The organism is Isoptericola sp. NPDC056618 (genome assembly GCF_042792715.1).
Classification (GTDB): Bacteria; Actinomycetota; Actinomycetes; order Actinomycetales; family Cellulomonadaceae; genus Isoptericola; species Isoptericola nanjingensis.
Genome location: NZ_JBHTVZ010000001.1, coordinates 447,100 through 462,901, shown reverse-complemented (window position 1 = coordinate 462,901; position 15,802 = coordinate 447,100). Strand labels below are relative to the sequence as shown.

At 74.9% G+C, this 15,802-nt stretch carries 13 protein-coding genes; 4 read left to right on the top strand and 9 right to left on the bottom strand.

The window, feature by feature from the left end:
• Positions 1-36: 36 nt before the first annotated feature.
• Positions 37-4,134: a phosphodiester glycosidase family protein gene (locus ACFQ8T_RS02145; protein ID WP_430544911.1), complete on the bottom strand. Its 4,098-nt coding sequence runs from the start codon at positions 4,132-4,134 to the stop codon at positions 37-39.
• A gap of 275 nt (positions 4,135-4,409) precedes the next feature.
• On the opposite strand from ACFQ8T_RS02145, the gene ACFQ8T_RS02140 reads away from it, so the two are divergent.
• The gene (locus ACFQ8T_RS02140; protein ID WP_430544910.1) at positions 4,410-5,132 is read left to right on the top strand and encodes a PAS and ANTAR domain-containing protein; all 723 of its coding nucleotides are present in this window, start codon (positions 4,410-4,412) and stop codon (positions 5,130-5,132) included.
• A 10-nt stretch (positions 5,133-5,142) separates the two neighbouring features.
• On the opposite strand, the gene ACFQ8T_RS02135 is transcribed toward ACFQ8T_RS02140, so the two are convergent.
• Positions 5,143-6,084: a helix-turn-helix transcriptional regulator gene (locus ACFQ8T_RS02135; protein ID WP_430544909.1), complete on the bottom strand. Its 942-nt coding sequence runs from the start codon at positions 6,082-6,084 to the stop codon at positions 5,143-5,145.
• Between the two features lie 152 nt (positions 6,085-6,236).
• Between ACFQ8T_RS02135 and ggt the strand changes: the two genes are divergently transcribed.
• Entirely contained in the window at positions 6,237-8,108 is a 1,872-nt protein-coding gene (gene ggt, locus ACFQ8T_RS02130; protein ID WP_430544908.1) for a gamma-glutamyltransferase, read from the top strand.
• Positions 8,109-8,133: 25 nt separating this feature from the next.
• On the opposite strand, the gene ACFQ8T_RS02125 is transcribed toward ggt, so the two are convergent.
• Positions 8,134-8,613 carry a hypothetical protein gene (locus ACFQ8T_RS02125; protein WP_430544907.1) on the bottom strand — a complete coding sequence of 160 codons (480 nt, stop codon included), beginning with the start codon at positions 8,611-8,613 and terminating at the stop codon, positions 8,134-8,136.
• A gap of 42 nt (positions 8,614-8,655) precedes the next feature.
• Positions 8,656-9,141, bottom strand: a complete 486-nt coding sequence (locus ACFQ8T_RS02120) for a MarR family winged helix-turn-helix transcriptional regulator (protein WP_430544906.1) — start codon at positions 9,139-9,141, stop codon at positions 8,656-8,658.
• Positions 9,142-9,180: 39 nt separating this feature from the next.
• Here ACFQ8T_RS02120 and ACFQ8T_RS02115 point away from each other — a divergent pair, with 39 nt between their 5' ends.
• Positions 9,181-10,146, top strand: a complete 966-nt coding sequence (locus ACFQ8T_RS02115) for a DMT family transporter (protein WP_430544905.1) — start codon at positions 9,181-9,183, stop codon at positions 10,144-10,146.
• Here the strand turns inward: ACFQ8T_RS02115 and ACFQ8T_RS02110 are convergent.
• On the bottom strand, positions 10,089-12,977 hold the full coding sequence (locus ACFQ8T_RS02110; protein WP_430544904.1) for an FAD-binding and (Fe-S)-binding domain-containing protein: 2,889 nt from the start codon (positions 12,975-12,977) through the stop codon (positions 10,089-10,091). The two genes, ACFQ8T_RS02115 and ACFQ8T_RS02110, sit on opposite strands and share 58 nt — an antisense overlap.
• A gap of 82 nt (positions 12,978-13,059) precedes the next feature.
• Here ACFQ8T_RS02110 and ACFQ8T_RS02105 point away from each other — a divergent pair, with 82 nt between their 5' ends.
• Positions 13,060-13,617 carry an AAA family ATPase gene (locus ACFQ8T_RS02105; protein ID WP_430544903.1) on the top strand — a complete coding sequence of 186 codons (558 nt, stop codon included), beginning with the start codon at positions 13,060-13,062 and terminating at the stop codon, positions 13,615-13,617.
• On the opposite strand, the gene ACFQ8T_RS02100 is transcribed toward ACFQ8T_RS02105, so the two are convergent.
• The 4 genes from ACFQ8T_RS02100 to ACFQ8T_RS02085 form a co-directional block, all read right to left on the bottom strand.
• Positions 13,614-14,099 carry a DUF1269 domain-containing protein gene (locus tag ACFQ8T_RS02100; protein ID WP_430544902.1) on the bottom strand — a complete coding sequence of 162 codons (486 nt, stop codon included), beginning with the start codon at positions 14,097-14,099 and terminating at the stop codon, positions 13,614-13,616. The two genes, ACFQ8T_RS02105 and ACFQ8T_RS02100, sit on opposite strands and share 4 nt — an antisense overlap.
• Positions 14,100-14,138: 39 nt before the next feature.
• Positions 14,139-14,810, bottom strand: coding sequence for a GAP family protein (locus tag ACFQ8T_RS02095; RefSeq protein WP_430544901.1), 672 nt, complete (start codon positions 14,808-14,810; stop codon positions 14,139-14,141).
• 102 nt (positions 14,811-14,912) lie between these two features.
• Positions 14,913-15,350: a (deoxy)nucleoside triphosphate pyrophosphohydrolase gene (locus ACFQ8T_RS02090; RefSeq protein WP_430544900.1), complete on the bottom strand. Its 438-nt coding sequence runs from the start codon at positions 15,348-15,350 to the stop codon at positions 14,913-14,915.
• Positions 15,351-15,468: 118 nt separating this feature from the next.
• On the bottom strand, positions 15,469-15,699 hold the full coding sequence (locus ACFQ8T_RS02085) for a helix-turn-helix domain-containing protein (protein ID WP_429731230.1): 231 nt from the start codon (positions 15,697-15,699) through the stop codon (positions 15,469-15,471).
• Positions 15,700-15,802 lie beyond the last annotated feature (103 nt).

Below are 15,802 nucleotides of genomic sequence, written 5' to 3'. Positions count from 1 at the left end.
CGGGGCGAACGCCCGCCGCGGTCGGTGCCGCGGCGCTCAGCGGCGCACGCGGACGGCCAGCTCCTTGCTGCGGGTCTCGCCGGCGTCGTTGGTGAGGACGGCGACGTACCGGTACGTGCCGGGCTCCCGGCCCGTGAGCACGGTGGCGGCGGACTGCGCCTCTCCCCCGGTCCCCGGGACGAGCTCCTGCCGGTCCACCTCGACGCCGTCCTCGTACAGGACGTAGCCGGTGGCCTGCGTGCCCCACCACTTGTCCATCGCGACGACGAAGTCCCCGTCCCCGTCGCCGTTGTCGTGCGACAACGTGGGCGTGCCCGGGTTCGCGTCGGTCACCCGCACCGTGTGGGGGCCGGCGCACGGCGTCGTCCCCGCCGCGTTGACGAGCTCGCAGGTGTACTCGTACGCGCCGTTCTTCTTCCCGGCGACGGGGACGGCGATCCGCTGGGCGTCCGTGCCGCCGTACGTGAGCTTCTCGGTGTGGATCAGCGCGCCGTCCTCGTACAGCCGCAGGCTGGTGGCGTTCTCGCCCCACCACAGGTCGACGAGCACGCGGTAGTCGCCGTCGCGCAGGCCGGTGTCCCAGCCGTTGTCGTCGCTGATCCGGGCGGTGCCCGGCGCCCCGGCGGGCACCAGCACCTCGAGCGCGCCGACGACGCCGTTCACCTCGACCTCGACGGTCGCGCGGCCGGGCGCGACAGCGGTCGCCTCGTGCGTCGCCGGGTCGAGGGCGAGCACGGCGCCGGACGGCGCGTCGTCGGGCGAGCCGACGAACACCTTGTCCCCGCCCCAACGGGAGGACACCGGCCACGCGACCGGCACCTGGCGGGTGCCGTCCTGTGCGATCAGCGCGCTGACCTGGCCGGACGTGCCCTCGGCGAGCTCCTCCGGCCCGCTCACGGTGACGCTCTCGGCGCGCGCCTCGACCTCCCAGGAGAACCAGCCGCCGTCGCCGGTGCCCTGCTCCGCCGGGTCGACGCCGATCATCGACCAGCCGGTGAACCCGCCGTCGTCGGGCGTGCTGGCCGGGCTCTTGCCCGAGTTGCCGTTGACGACGTACGGGATACCGTCCGCGGTGGCCGCGTGGAAGACGCCCACGTGCGACCCGACGGAGGCGAGCTGCTTGCCCGACGTCTCGCGGAAGTCCTCGAACCAGCCACGCAGCGTCTCCGCCTCGACCCGGTCGACGAGCTGGCTCGCCTTCGTGGGCAGCGGGTCGTCGAGCGGGTGGTGGAAGAAGGTCACGACGCCCGTCACGGCGTCGTCCGCGGCCGCGTCGTCGAGCGCGTCGCGCAGGGCGCGGAGCTGGGCGAAGTCGCTGCCCAGGCGACCGCTGGACGAGTCCAGCATGACGAGGCGCGTGGTGCCGCCGTCGCCGCGCGGGTCGGGCACGTCGACGACGTGCGTCCGCTCGCCGAACTCGTCCTCGAAGTTCTCGATGGACCCGCCCATCACCTCGTGGTTGCCCGGCAGGTAGTACCAGGGGAAGTCGGCGTCGGCGAGGCCCTCGTCGAGCACCTCGCGGGCCAGGTCGAAGTCGGCGGGCGACGCCTCGTCCACCAGGTCGCCGTTGATGACGAGCAGGTCCGGGTCGGCCGCGACGATCTCCGCCAGGGCCTGCTTCGCGCCCTGCACCGCCCCCGACCCCGGGTCCCGGGCGACGAACTGCGCGTCCGACAGCACCGCGACGCGCAGCGGCGCGTCGTCCGTCGCGCCGTCGGCCACGACCGCCGGGTCCTCGACCCGCTCCGCCACCGGCGCCTCGACGTCCGGCGGCACCTGCGCGCGCAGGTCCGAGACGACGACCTCGCCCGTGTACTGCTCTGCGGCCCGCGTCTCGAGGAGGCGCAGGCGCTGCAGCGTGAGCGGGAACGCGACGCCCTCGGGCACGGCGACCTGCACCTGGCGCCAGCCCTCCCACGACACGGTCGGGCCGTCGAGGTTGGTCACGACCCCGTCGCCCTGGCGCACCTGGAGCCGCAGCCACGCGCCGTTCCCGTCGCCGTGCACCCACGCCGTGAGGGTGCGAGGCTGCCCGGGCACCACGATCCCGCCGTCCGGCGCGACGGCGTACTGGCCGCGGGTCGCGGTGGACTGCGTGAAGTCGTAGGTCAGCCTCAGGCCCGCCGAGCCCTCGTGACCCTCGCCGGGGGCGACCGAGCCGCCGGGAGCCCGGTCGTGCGCCGCGGTCCAGCGGTCGGCATCCGCCAGGTCCGCCACGACCACGTCCTCCAGCGAGACCGCCACGGCGACCTCGACCTGCTCGTCCCCCACCGCGAGCGTGAAGGTCGCGGCGCCCGAGCCCCGCAGCGCCCGCACCGTGAACGACCCGTCGGCCGCCGGCTCCAGCGCGGCGACGCCGTCGCCGCCCGTGACCTCGACGTCGCGCGCCTCGACCGGCGCCGCGTACCCGTCGGCGTCGTGCCCGACGACGGTGAGGGACGCCGTCGCGTCCGCGTCCGGGAGCGTCACGACCGGCTCGGGCACGGTGAGGCGCTCGAGGCCCCCGAGCACCGTGAGCTCCGCGGGGCCCGTCGCCACGCCGTCCGCCGCGGGGGTCGCGGCGCGGACGGTCGCGGTGCCGGCCGCGACGCCGGTGACGACCCCCGCGCCGTCGTCGGCGCGGGCGACGGTCGCGACCGCCGCGTCGGTGGTCGTCCAGTCGTCGGGACGGGTGTCGACGGGGGCGCGGGACTCGTCGTACCCCGCCGCGGTCAGGGTGCGGTGCAGGCCGGGGAAGACGCGCAGCGCGTCGCCGGCCGGGGCGTCGCCCGTGGGCACGGCCGCGCGCACATCGAAGGCGTGCACCTCGCCCGAGCCCTCGGGGGTGAACAGCCCGAGGCCGTTCGCGTCCAGGCGCTCGCCGCCGTCCGACGGGCTGTTCAGCACGCTGGTCCCCGCGTCCCCGGGCAGCCGCGCGACCATCGTCGTCGAGCCGCCGCCGTCGAGGTTGATCGCGTCGTCCGCGCCGAGCTGACCGAGGAACCGGCCCAGCTCGGGCAGGGAGGCACCGATGCTCTGCGCCTGCCGCCCGTCGACGACCACGAGGTACGCCGTCCTGCCGTCCTCGCTGAGGCCCACCGCCGTGCGGGGGTGCCGGAGCGTCGCAAAGTCGCTGGTGGACGACGTGACCTCGCCGTCCTCGAGCAGCCAGTCGTCGGGGTCTCCGCCGATGGCGGTGCGGAGCTCGCCGAGGTCGTCGCGCAGGCCGTAGGCGAGCGTCACCGCGTCGCCGGGCGCGAGGGCCGCCAGCGCGTCGGCCGCGGCCCCGGGCCGGGCGACGACGGCGCGGACGTCGGCCGGCAGGCGGCCGGAGCCCGGAGCGCCCACGGAGACGACGGTCCCGGCCGCGCCCTCGTCGCTCCCGGGTGCGGTGCGGACCTGCACCTCGACGCCCTGCTCCCCCGCGCCGAGCGGGCGGGTGCGCGCCGCGTCGCCCCAGGCGGCGTCGAAGACGGCGACGCCGCCCGCCGGCACGGCGGTGACGTTGAGCCCAGCGACGGGCAGCTCGCGCGCGTCGTCTCCCGTCCCGAGGGTGACCGTGCCCTCCAGGAACAGCTCGGCGAGCCGCGCGACGCCCGACGAGTCGACCGTCAGAGCCTTCTCGCGGCCGGGGGCGGCGGACTTGAGCAGCCTGCCGTCGTCCACGGCCGCGCCGAGCGCGGCACCGGAGTTGTTGATGTCGAAGAAGTCGCCGTTGATCGCGGCGACGGCGCCCCGGTCGGCGGCCATCGCGCTCACGGTCGCGTTGCCGGCGACCGCGTCGGGGCCGAGGTAGCCGAGGCGCGGCCCGCCGTCCCGGCCGAGGTGCGCGACGAGCACCTCGCCGCTCAGCCAGCCCTCCGCGGAGACGCGCGCGAACTCCGTGAGCTCCAGGCCCGGGGCGATCAGCCGCTCCGCGCGCTCGGTGACGATCGCCGCACCCGCGTCGTCCAGCGGCAGGTCGGCGACGTCGTCGGAGACGGTGCCCGCCGCGGCGGGCGAGACGCCGGCGGTCGCGACCGGCAGGTCGGGATCGGGCGTCGCGGCCGCGGCGGCGCCCGCGGGCACCGCCATCGCCAGGCCGAGCAGGAGACCGACCCCGAGGGGCACGGTACGTCGGGCAGGGGGCAGTGCTCGGCTCTGTGCTCGGCTCATGGGGGGGATCCTCCGCTGGTCGGGCCGGGACGTGCGCCGTCGCAGCGTCCCGCGACCAGGTTGCCACCAACTTTCACGATGTCAACCGCCAGGGAAACTCTTCTACCTCGTGCGGCCGCCCGGGCGGTCCTTCAGGCGCACACCGCCGTCCCGGACACGCAGATCGCCCGTGGACGGCCGGGCACCCGTGGTGTCCTGGTCAGCCGGCATCGAGAAGACGGTCCCGGAGCAGACCGCGTCCCGATCCGCGGAGCGCGCATGCCCAGGAGGTGCCTGTGGACCCCCGCCGCACGCCGGCCGACCCGCCCGACACCCCGTCGCCCCTCGCACCAGCGCAGGAGCGGTCCGCCCTGGAGCACGCCCTCGACATCCCGTCCGCGCCGCTCACCGGCTCGTATCGTTGCCTGCTCCCGGAGGAGACCTGGTGGTGGTCGGAGGGCACGTTCCTCGTCCACGGCCTCGAGCCGGGCGAGGTGGTGCCGTCCACCGCTCTCGTCCTGGCTCACAAGCATCCCGACGACCGCGAGCGCGTGCAGCGGCTGCTCGCCGCGGCCCGGCGCACCGGGGGCCCCTTCGCCAGCGTGCACCGCATCGTGGACGTGCGCGGGTACGAGCGCACCGTGGTGCTCACCGGCGAGGTCCAGCCCACCGAGGACGATCCCTCGACGACCGTGCTGCAGGGCTTCGTGACGGACGTGACGGCCACGATCCGCGAGGCTGCGTCCCGCATGGCCTCCCAGCAGGTGGCCGCGTCGGCGCAGAGCCGGTCAGCGATCGACCAGGCCAAGGGGGCGCTGATGGTGCTCTACGGCCTCACGGCAGACGACGCCTTCGCCGTGTTGCGCGGCGCCTCCAACACGCACAACGTCAAGGTGCGGGACCTCGCGACGGCGGTACTGGCCGCCGCGAGCACGCACGGGACGGCCGCCCGTCCCTTCGTCGAGCGTCTGCTGCGCCCCGCCGCTCTCGAGACCGGACGGCCCACCACCGCGGTCTGACGTCCGGAGCTCACCGGTGCAGGGTCTGCGACGGCAGCTCGTCGTGCGCTCGCCGGTAGGCCGCGGCGAAGTGGCCGAGGTGCAGGAACCCCCACCGCCGAGCCACGGCCGCGACGGTGGCGACCCCCGGGTCACCGTCCAGGAGCTCGCGGCGCGCGCCGTCCAGCCGGGCCCGCCGCAGCGCCTCCCCCGGGGTCGCGTCCAGCGAGCGGCGGAACGCCGCCTGCAGGCCGCGGGTGGAGACGTGCACCGCGGCGGCGACGTCGTCGACCGTGATCGCCTCGTGGGCGTGCTCGTCGATGAACTCCGACGCCCGCCGGACCACCGGTGGCAGGACGCGCTCGGCGGCCCGCCCCTCGTCGTCGAGGGCCACGTTGGGGAACGCGTGCAGCAGCGAGAGGGCGACGTGGTGCGCCAGCGAGCTCTGCAGCACCGGCGACGACAGCGCGTCGGCGTCGCGGGTCAACGACTGCGCGGCGTACCGCGCGGTCGCCTTCCAGGCACGCGCCTCCGCCGGCCCTCGCGGGGAGCCGGACCGGAACAGGTGGCTCGGCAGGTTGCGCCCGGTCAGCCGCGCGGCCGTCGCGCGCACGTACCCCCGGTCCAGGGTGAGGCCGCTGGTCCTGGCCGTGTCCCACGTGGCCGTGGCCTGATCCGGGGCGTCGAGCAGCACCGGTCCCGGACCGAAGGACTGTCCCGCGTGCTGCAGATCGATGTCGCCCCGCAGCTGCAGCACGACGATCGGCTCGGGCTCGTCCAGCGCCGAGCGGCCCGGCATGGGCAGCGTGTGGTCGGTCCAGGCCAGGCGCCCGATCGCGGCGGAGCGGATGGAGAACTCGAACGCCTGCTTCGGGGCGCGCAGGTGCACCCGAGGAAAGATGGTCGCGAGCGCCTGCTCGGCTTCCTGGGCATCGGTGGTACGCAGCTCGAAGCCCGCGACCGGTGTCGTCATCTGCCTACGGTCGCGATTCCGTCGCTCCCGCGCAACAGGCGAGGTGACGGGGCCGGGCCGGGCCGCCGCCGCGTTCGGCGGGCGTCCCCCGTCGTTCTCCGCCACTGTGGGAGGAGCCGCCCCGGGACCCGCACCCGCCACAGGAGACAGCCATGGACCACCGCATGGACCACCGTCGTTCCAGCGCCCTCCCCGCCCGTCGCACCCGCGCGCTCGCCGCGCTGGGCGCCGTCGCGCTCACCGCGACGACCGCCGTCGTCGGCGCCACCGCCGCGACGTCCGCGAGCGCCGCCCCGCGCGACGACGTCAAGGTGCCGACCGCCGTCGGGTACGGCGGCGCGATCAGCACGGTGGACCCGGAGGCGAGCCGCGTCGGCCTGGAGGTGCTGCGCAAGGGCGGCAACGCGGTCGACGCGGCGGTGGCGGCGGCCGCGGCGCTGGGGGTGACCGAGCCGTACAGCGCCGGCGTCGGGGGCGGCGGGTACTTCGTGTACTACGACGCCGACAGCGGCGACGTGCAGACGATCGACGGTCGGGAGACGGCGCCGTCGGAGATGCCGAACGACGCGTTCGTCGACCCGGCGACCGGCAAGCCGTACCCGTTCACCCCGGACCTGGTGACCAGCGGCGTCTCGGTCGGCACGCCGGGCACGCCCGCGACCTGGCAGACGGCGCTCGACGAGTGGGGCACCTACTCCCTGAAGAAGGCGCTGAAGCCGGCGACGCAGCTGGCGCGGCGCGGGTTCGTCGTCGACCAGACGTTCCACGACCAGACGAAGAGCAACGCCGAGCGCTTCGCGGCGTTCCCCGCGACGGCGGAGCTGTACCTGCCCGGCGGCCGGCCGCCCGCCGTCGGCAGCGTGTTCCGCAACCGCGACCTGGCGGACACCTACGACCTGCTGGCGAAGCGCGGCACGGACGCGTTCTACGGCGGCGAGCTCGCGGCCGAGATGGTGGACGTCGTGCAGCACCCGCAGACCTCGCCGGACACCGACCTGCCCGTGCCGCCCGGCTACCTCGGCCTCGACGACCTGGCCGGGTACGAGGCGCTGCTGCAGGACCCGACCGTGTCCGACTACCGCGACTACGACGTCTACGGCATGGCGCCGTCCTCCAGCGGCGGGTCCACGGTGGGCGAGGCGCTGAACATCCTCGAGACGTTCGACCTGGCCGGCATGGACGACGCCGCCTACCTGCACCACTACCTCGAGGCGAGCGCCCTGGCCTTCGCCGACCGCGGCGCCTACGTGGGCGACCCGGCGTTCGTCGACGTCCCGCTCGACACCCTGTTGTCGGACGACTTCGCCGCCGAGCGCGCGTGCCTGCTCGACCCGGAGGCCGCGGCGACCAAGCCCGTCGCGCCCGGCGACGTGGACGCCGACGACGCGGCGTGCGGGGAGACGATCGCCCCCGCGGACTCCGACACCGAGAACGTCTCGACGACCAACCTCACCGTGGTCGACGGGGACGGCAACGTCGTCGAGTACACCCTGACGATCGAGCAGACCGGCGGCTCCGGGATGCTCGTGCCGGGCCGCGGCTTCCTGCTGAACAACGAGCTCACCGACTTCTCCACCGTGTGGGCGGCGGACGACCCGAACCGCATCGAGCCCGGTAAGCGGCCGCGGTCGTCGATGGCACCGACGATCGTGCTGCGCGACGGCGAGCCGGTCCTGGCCCTCGGCTCGCCCGGCGGCTCCACGATCATCACGACCGTGCTGCAGACGCTCACCAACCACCTCGACCGTGGCATGCCGATCGGCGAGGCGCTCGCCGCCCCGCGCGCGGCGCAGCGCAACACGGCGTCCGTCACCGCCGAGCCGGAGTTCATCGAGGCCTACGGCCCGGCGCTCGAGGAGTACGGGCACACGCTCGTGCCGTCGGGCGACGCGTTCACCTCCGCCGCCGAGATCGGGGCCGCCACCGCCGTGCAGCTCGGCGACGACGGCCTGCTCACGGCCGTCTCCGAGCCGCGCCGCCGCGGCGGCGGCGCGGCCATGGTGGTGCAGCCTGCCGACGGCTGACCCGGCGCCGGAGGCGGCGCGGGCCTCAGTCCTCGGGAAGGACCACGTTCGTCATGTTGATCCCGGTGCCGCGCACGAGTTTCCCGTCGGCGTCGCGCACCTCCGCCACGATGAGCAGGGGAATCAGCGGCACCTCGGACGTCCGCAGGTTGACGGCGACGTAGCCGGACCGCCCCGGCTCGACGAGCAGGGTCCGCTCGCCGTAGGCGCTGGAGATCTGGACGTGCGCGGGGTCGACGTCGTCGTTGTGCACCCGCACGGTGAGGTAGTTGCTGCCGCCCATGAGCCGGATCTGCGCCTCCGGCCGCACCCAGACACCGCCGTTGATCGCGTCGCCGCCGACCCCGACGAAGTCGCGCACCGGGGTGACATCGGCGGCCGACGCGACAGCGACAACGTCCTCGGCGGAGGCGGAGGCCGGGACGGTGGTCACCCCCGCCAGGGCGGCCGCGACCCCCACGATCGCGAACGCGCGGGACCTGCGGGACAGGGCTCTCGTGGGCATGCAGGATCTCCTTCGACCAGACGGGCCGGACACTCCCCGGCGTCAGCCGCCGACGAGCTTGCGCAGCAGCGCCTCCAGCTGCTCGCGCTCCCCGCGCGAGAGGGGACCCAGCAGGCCGTCCTCGAGCTCGAGGTGGGCGGGGTACGCCTCGTCGATGAGCCGGCGCCCCTCGGGCGTCAGCGTGACCACCCGCCCGCGCCCGTCGCCGGCCCGCGACTGCCGGGCCACGAGGCCGGCCGCCTCCAGCCGGTCGACCCGCTTGGACGTCGCACCGGCCGTCACCATGGTGTGCTCCGCGAGCTCCCCCGGGTTGAGCGCGAACGGGTCGCCCGCGCGCCGCAGCGCGCACAGGACGTCGAACTCGCCCTCCCCGATCCCGAACCGGCGGTAGTTCGCGACGAGCGCGGCGGTGAAGTCGTCGGAGATCCGGCGCATCCGCCCGATCACCGCCATCGGGCTCGGGTCGAGGTCGGGGCGTTCTCTCCGCCACTGCTCGACGAACGTCGCGACGCGATCGACCTCAGCCATGGGCCCAGTCTACTTTCCACGGAAAGTAGACTGGTTTCCATGGAAAGTATGTCGTGGACGCGCCGGACCTGGCTCCGCGTCCGCTGGCCCTTGGTCGCGGCGGTCGGGCCGGTCGCGTTCGGGTCGAACTACGTCGTGACCCACCACCTCCTCCCGGGGGGCACGCCCCTGTGGGGATCGGCGATCCGCGCGCTGCCGGCAGGCGTCGTCCTGCTGCTGGTCGCGCGCCGGCTGCCCCGCGGTTCCTGGTGGTGGCGCTCGGTCGTGCTCGGCACCCTCAACATGGGGATCTTCTTCTGCCTCGTGTACGTCGCGGCCCAGCTGTTGCCGTCCAGCGTCGCCGCCTCGCTCATGTCGCTCAGCCCGCTGGCGATCGCCGGCGCGGCGTGGCTCCTGCTCCACGAGCGCCCCACGCCGCGCGTCGTCGTCGCGGCCGCCGTGGGCGGTGCGGGCGTCCTGCTGATCGTGGGCACCGCGACCGGCGCGCTCGACGGCTGGGGCATCGCGGCGTCCGTCGCCTCGATGGTGCTCTCGTCCGTCGGGGCCGTCCTCACCCAGCGATGGCAGGACGGGACGCCGGTGCTCACGGTCACGGCGTGGCAGCTCGTCGTCGGCGGGCTCGAGCTGCTCGTCGCCGCGGCGCTCGTCGAGGGCGCGCCTCCCTCCCTGACCCTCACCGAGACCCTCGCGTTCGCGTACGTGAGCCTCGTCGCCACGGCGCTCGGCTTCGTCTGCTGGTTCAGCGGGTTCCGCCACCTCCCCGCCGGGGCCGTGGGCGTGATCGGCCTGCTGAACCCCGTCACCGGCGTCGCCCTCGGCGTCCTCGCGGGGGGCGAGGTGCTCACCGGGCTCCAGGCCCTCGGCATCGGGCTCGTGCTGGCCAGCGTCGCGCTCGTGAACGCGGGACGCCGGGCCCCGCGCGGCGCACCGCCACGGGACGAGGGAGCTCAGGTCAGGGCGGCGCCGCGCGTCGCCGCCTCCAGCAGGTCCAGCACGTGCACGTAGTCGCGGCCGGTGGCGCGCGCCATCCCCATCTCGCAGGTGCGGTTGTTCGAGACGTAGGCGTCGAACCGGCCGCCCGGCCGGGCCCGCTCCCCCGCCGCGACGTCGGCGGCCTCGGCATGCGTGGCCGCGGCCGTGAGCTCCGGGTGCAGCATGCCGCGGTCGCCGGCGAAGCCGCAGCAGCCCCACGCGGCGGGCACCACGGCGTCGTCCGCGACGGCGGCCGCCACGGCGCGCAGGTCGTCCACGGCGCCCAGGTGCACCGTCGCGCAGGTGGGGTGCACGACGACGCTCCCCTGCCGCGCGACGGCCACGCCGCGGTCCGCGAGCGCCGGCAGCACGTCGGTGCGCACGAACGTCACGGCGTCGACGATCCGCAGCCGCGCGAACCGCCCGGCGTCCTCCCCGGAGAGGTGGTGCGGCGTCTCGACCAGCCCGTGCGTGCAGCTCGACGCGTCGCACACGACGGGCAGCTGCCCTCCGCGCGTCGCCGTCCACAGGGCGTCGAGCACCTGCCGCGCCATCCGCGCCGCGCCGCCCGGCAGGCCCTTGCTCGCCCACGGGGTGCCGCAGCACAGCCCGCCGATGCCCTCCGGCACCGCGAGGCCGATCCCGGCGCGCTCGCACAGCGTGCGCAGCGCCGCCTCCGCGCCCACCGGGCGCCCGCCGTCCGGCACGCCACCGTCCGCCGGCGCGAACAGCTCGCCCATGCACGACGCGAACAGCACGGCCCTCGGCTCTCCCGGCACATCCTCGGCTTCGCGTCGCGGGCCGGGGCCGGGCAGGTCGTCGTCCACCCGCGGCACGACGTCGGTCCCGACGATCCCGCGCGCCACCTCCGAGGCCACGCGCACCACGGGCGTCGGCACCTTCTCCACCACGCCGAGCGCGCCGCGCAGCACGTCGACGACCGGCCTCCACGACCCCGCGAGCACCTCCCCGCCCTTCCGCACGAGCGCCGGGTTCGACCGTGCCCGGTGGCCCTTCATCACCACGCCGGTGTCGATGCCGACGGGGCACGCCTCGACGCACATCGAGTCCGCGGCGCACGTCTGCACGCCCCAGTACCGGTACGCCTTCTGCAGCTCCTCGCGCTCGTCCTCGGGCGCGACGGCGAGCTCCTTGAGCAGCGCGATCCGCTGGCGCGGCGTCGTCGTGACGGTCCGCGAGGGGCAGCCGGGCTCGCAGTAGCCGCACTCCACGCACCGGTCCACGAGCGGGGCGTCCTCGCCGCCCGCGGACGCCTCGACCTTGAGGTCGCGCAGGTGCTCGCGTGGGTCGTCGGTGATGATCACGCCCGGGTTGAGCAGCCCGCGCGGGTCGAACAGGCTCTTGATCTCGCGCATGACGGCGTACAGGTCGTCGCCGTACTGGCGCCGCACGAACGGCGCCATGATGCGGCCGGTGCCGTGCTCGGCCTTGAGCGAGCCGCCGCGGCCGAGCACCAGGTCCACGAGGTCGTCGCTGAACGCCGCGTACCGGTCGAGCTCCGCCGCGTCGCCGAGCCGCGGCGTGATCATGAAGTGCAGGTTGCCGTCCTTCGCGTGCCCGAACGTCACGGCCTCGTCGTTCAGGCTCCCGTCGTAGCCGTGCCGCGCGAACAGCCCGCCCAGGTCGCGCACGGTGCCGGTCAGGTCCGGCACGGGCACGACGACGTCCTCGAGCAGCGCGGTCGCGCCCGCCTTCCGGGCCCCCGCGACCGCCGTGTACAGGCCCTTGCGCACGCGCCACAGCCGCTCGCGCGTGGCGGGGTCGGTCGTGAGCGTGGCGGGCAGCTCCAGCGCGAGTCCGTCGACGACGGCGCGCGCGGCGTCCTGCAGCGGGGCGAGCTCGTCGCCGGTCGCGGCGCGGTACTCCACCAGCAGCGCCGTCTGGCCCGTGATGCCGGCGCCCGCGGCCAGCGAGCGCATCGAGGGGTCCGCCTTCGGGTCCGCCGCCGCGACCCGCAGGGAGGCGGCGTCCATGAGCTCGATCGCCTCCGGCCCGGAGGCGCCCAGCGGTACCAGCGCGTCGGTGGCCCGCTCGAGGGAGTCGAAGACGAGCAGCGTCGTCGCGACCTGCGTCAGCAGCGGCACCGTGCGGAACGTGACGTCCGCGACCCAGCCCAGCGTGCCCTCCGAGCCGATCATCAGGTGCTCGAGGATCTTCACCGGGCTGTCGTGGTCGAGCAGCGCGTTCACGGAGTAGCCCATGGTGTTCTTCATCGCGAACTGCCGCTCCACCTCGGCGCGCATCGTCGCGCTGCCGCGCACCCGGTCGCGCAGCTCCGCGAGGCCGCGGTGCAGGTCCGGCTCCAGGGCGGCCAGGCGCGCGTCGGCGCCGGGCGCGCCCGTGTCGACCACGGTGCCGCCGGGCAGCACCACCGTCATCGCCTCGACCGTCCGGTACGCGGTGCGCGTGGTGCCCGACGACATCCCGGAGGAGTTGTTGGCCACCACTCCCCCGACGGTGCACGCGATCTCGCTCGCCGGGTCGGGCCCCAGCCGCCGCCCCCGCCGCGCCAGGTGCCCGTTCACCAGGCGGAGCGTGGCACCGGGCTGGCAGCGCACTCGCTCCCCGCCGTCGAGCACCTCCACCCGCGTGAACCGCGTGCGCGTGTCGACCAGCATCCCCGCGCCCGACGCCTGCCCCGACAGGCTCGTGCCGCCGGAGCGGAACGTCACCGGCAGGCCGCGGCGGCTCGCCTCCCGCATCGCGGCGACCACCCCGTCGACGTCGTGCGCCCGCACCACCACCTCCGGGCGCAGCAGGTAGTGCGACGCGTCGTGCGCGTGCGCCACCCGCGTCAGCAGGTCCGTCCGCAGCTCGAAGCCGGAGAGTTCGTCGTGCGGCACGGATGCTCCGTCCTCCGGGTCGACGTCGACCGCGGGCGTGGCTGAGGGCTGTGAGGCGCTGGCGCCACCGTACCCTCGGCGGGTGCCTCCGGACGCCCCTCCCCCACCCGTCACCGCCCGCCGGATCCTCGTGGCAGGCACGTCCGGGGCGGGCAAGACGACGCTCGCCGGGCGGGTGTCGACCGCCCTCGGCCTGCCGTACACCGAGCTGGACAGCCTGTTCCACGGCCCGGGCTGGACCCCCAGGGCGGAGTTCGAGGACGACGTCCGCGCCGTCGTCGCGCAGGACGCCTGGGTCAGCGAGTGGCAGTACACGGCCGTGCGGCCGCTGCTGCTGGAGCGTGCCGAGCTCCTGGTCTGGCTCGACCTGCCGACACCGCTGGTGCTGTGGCAGGTCGGACGGCGCACCGTGGCGCGCAGGCTGCGGCGCACCGCGCTGTGGAACGGGAACGTCGAGCCACCCTTGCGGACCGTCCTCTCCGACCGCGACCACATCCTGCGGTGGGCGTGGCGCACCCGGCACAAGCTCCGCGGGCTCGACCAGCGGCTGGCCCGCGAGGCGCCGCACGTGCAGGTGGTGCGGCTGCGCCGCCGCCGCGACGTCGAGCGCTGGGTGCGCGCCCTGGGTCCCCGACCCTAGGAGCCGAAGGTCTCCAGCAGCGTCGCGCGCTCCGCGTCCGTGAGGTTCGTGGCGATGAGCGTGGCGTGCCGCCCGTGGAACCGCTCGCCCACGGCGTCGACGTCGCCGTCCTCCGTCACGGCGAACAGTGCCGACGTGCCGGTGGTGACCTGCTCGCGGATCGTCTCGAGCTGCGTGCGGCCGATGCCGACGGCCTGGGTGCTCTTGGCGATCGCGCCGATCGCGGCGCCTGCGGCGGCGCCCAGGACGGGCATGAAGAACAGCACGCCCAGCAGCAGCCCCCAGAAGGCACCCCACCCGCTGCCGCGCTTCTTGTCGTCGTGACCGTGGTGCGTCGTGGGCGTGGCCTGCCCCACCGGCCACGAGACGACGGCGTGGTCGACCACCGTGACCAGCCCGTCCGACGCCGCGCGGCGGAGCACCGTCGCGGACTGGTCGGCCGCGGCGGGGTCGTCGAACTTCCAGACGGTGAACGTGGCCATCGAGGCTCCTCCGGATCGTGGGTGCAGGTGCTCGGGTGGTCAGAGGGCCGAGATGCCGTCGCCGAGCATCTTGGCGCCGATGACGACCAGCAGGACGGCCATGATCACGGCGTTGTGGTGCACCATCCAGGTCTTCAGGTCGTCGAGGACCTTCGCGGCGCGCTCCCCCATCGCGAGGTAGATGACCAGCGGGGTCACCACGCCGGCGCTGGCGGTCAGCGCGAAGACGACGGCCGCCACGACCTGCGCGTTCGTGTCGCCCGGGGCGGCCGAGGCGATGGCCGCACCGCCCGACACGACGAGCAGCAGGTTCTTCGGGTTGACCGCGGACAGGAGGACGGCGAGGCCGAGCGCCTTGCCGGGCGTGAACTGGTCGATGGCCGCCATCCACGTCGGCGTCTCCGGCTCGACACCCTCGCGCGGCCGGCCGCGCCACTGCTTCACCGCGAGCAGCAGGAGCAGGACGCCGAGCACGATCTTGACGATGGCCGCCCACAGGGGCGTGCCCGCCTCGTCGGGGACGGCCGAGCCGGCGAGCACGGCGACCAGCGCGACCACGACCAGGACCGCGACGAACCAGCCGATCAGGAACGCGGCGGCGTTGGCCTTGGCACGCCGGCTGACCAGCATCAGCACCACGGCGACGATCGGCAGCGGGCTGATGAGCACACCCACCGCCACGGGGAGGGACTGGCCGATCGCTGCGCCCACCTGTGCTCCTTCGTCCGGGTCTGGTCCGAACGTAGGCGGGGCGGAGCGCGAGCGCCCGTCGAGTCGGCTGTCGAGCCGACTGTCGAGTCGACTGTCGAGGTGTCAGCGCGTGGTGTCGACCCGGTCGTGCAGGACGGCGTCGAGCGCCTCGACGATCCGGACGTCGCCGTCCAGCCAGTCGACGTCGAGCAGCGTGGACCGGTCCAGCCAGCGCAGGTCGTCGTGCTCGACGAGGGGACGCGGGTCGCCGTCGGTGACGACCGCCAGCCAGAGGCGCAGCACGTGGCGGTCGGTGATGATCCAGCCGCCGTCGTCGGGGCCGGGCAGCTCGTGACCGAGCTCGGCCCGCACCCCGAGCTCCTCCATGAGCTCGCGGTGCAGCGCCTCGACCGGCGTCTCCCCGGGGTCCACCTTGCCGCCGGGGAACTCCCACCGGCCCACGAGGTGCTCGGGCCGGCTCCGCCGGGCGGCGAGCAGGCGCGCCGGGTGGTCGAGGTCGTCGACGATCGCGGCGGCGACCACGAGGCGGCGGGCTGTCATGACGGAAAGTCTGCCATCCGGGTACCGGCGGACCGGGTCGTGGCCGGATCCCGGACGTGCGAGAGCCCCGCGCCGACGACCTCCCCTGTCGTCGGGCGGGGCTCGCACCTACCCGCTGTCAGCCGACTCCCAGGCCGGCCTGTCGCGCCCATGCGACGGCCTCGGCCCGGTTGGAGACACCGATCTTGCGATACACGCTGCGCACCTGCGACTTCACCGTGTTCCGGGTGACGAACAGCTTGGTCGCGATCTGCTCGAGGGTGACGTCCTCGGACAGGTTGGACAGGACCACGCGCTCGCGGCGCGTCAGCAGACGGTTCGTCACCGGGGCCATTTCGATCGTGCTCATCGCTCTTCCTCCGTCGACGGCCGCCGACCGAAGGTCGACCAGGGGAAGCCGTCATGGAAGAAGATGCGTACGGGCCCCTGTCATGACGCGGAATCTCGGGGAT

Bases quoted from the DNA above. Each gene is read 5' to 3' on its own strand.
- ACFQ8T_RS02135 (WP_430544909.1), bottom strand. From the start codon at position 6,084: ATGACGACACCGGTCGCGGGCTTCGAGCTGCGTACCACCGATGCCCAG.
- ACFQ8T_RS02125 (WP_430544907.1), bottom strand. From the start codon at position 8,613: ATGCCCACGAGAGCCCTGTCCCGCAGGTCCCGCGCGTTCGCGATCGTG.
- ACFQ8T_RS02100 (WP_430544902.1), bottom strand. From the start codon at position 14,099: ATGGCCACGTTCACCGTCTGGAAGTTCGACGACCCCGCCGCGGCCGAC.
- ACFQ8T_RS02085 (WP_429731230.1), bottom strand. From the start codon at position 15,699: ATGAGCACGATCGAAATGGCCCCGGTGACGAACCGTCTGCTGACGCGC.
- ggt (WP_430544908.1), top strand. From the start codon at position 6,237: ATGGACCACCGCATGGACCACCGTCGTTCCAGCGCCCTCCCCGCCCGT.
- ACFQ8T_RS02145 (WP_430544911.1), bottom strand. From the start codon at position 4,134: ATGAGCCGAGCACAGAGCCGAGCACTGCCCCCTGCCCGACGTACCGTG.
- ACFQ8T_RS02090 (WP_430544900.1), bottom strand. From the start codon at position 15,350: ATGACAGCCCGCCGCCTCGTGGTCGCCGCCGCGATCGTCGACGACCTC.
- ACFQ8T_RS02120 (WP_430544906.1), bottom strand. From the start codon at position 9,141: ATGGCTGAGGTCGATCGCGTCGCGACGTTCGTCGAGCAGTGGCGGAGA.
- ACFQ8T_RS02115 (WP_430544905.1), top strand. From the start codon at position 9,181: ATGGAAAGTATGTCGTGGACGCGCCGGACCTGGCTCCGCGTCCGCTGG.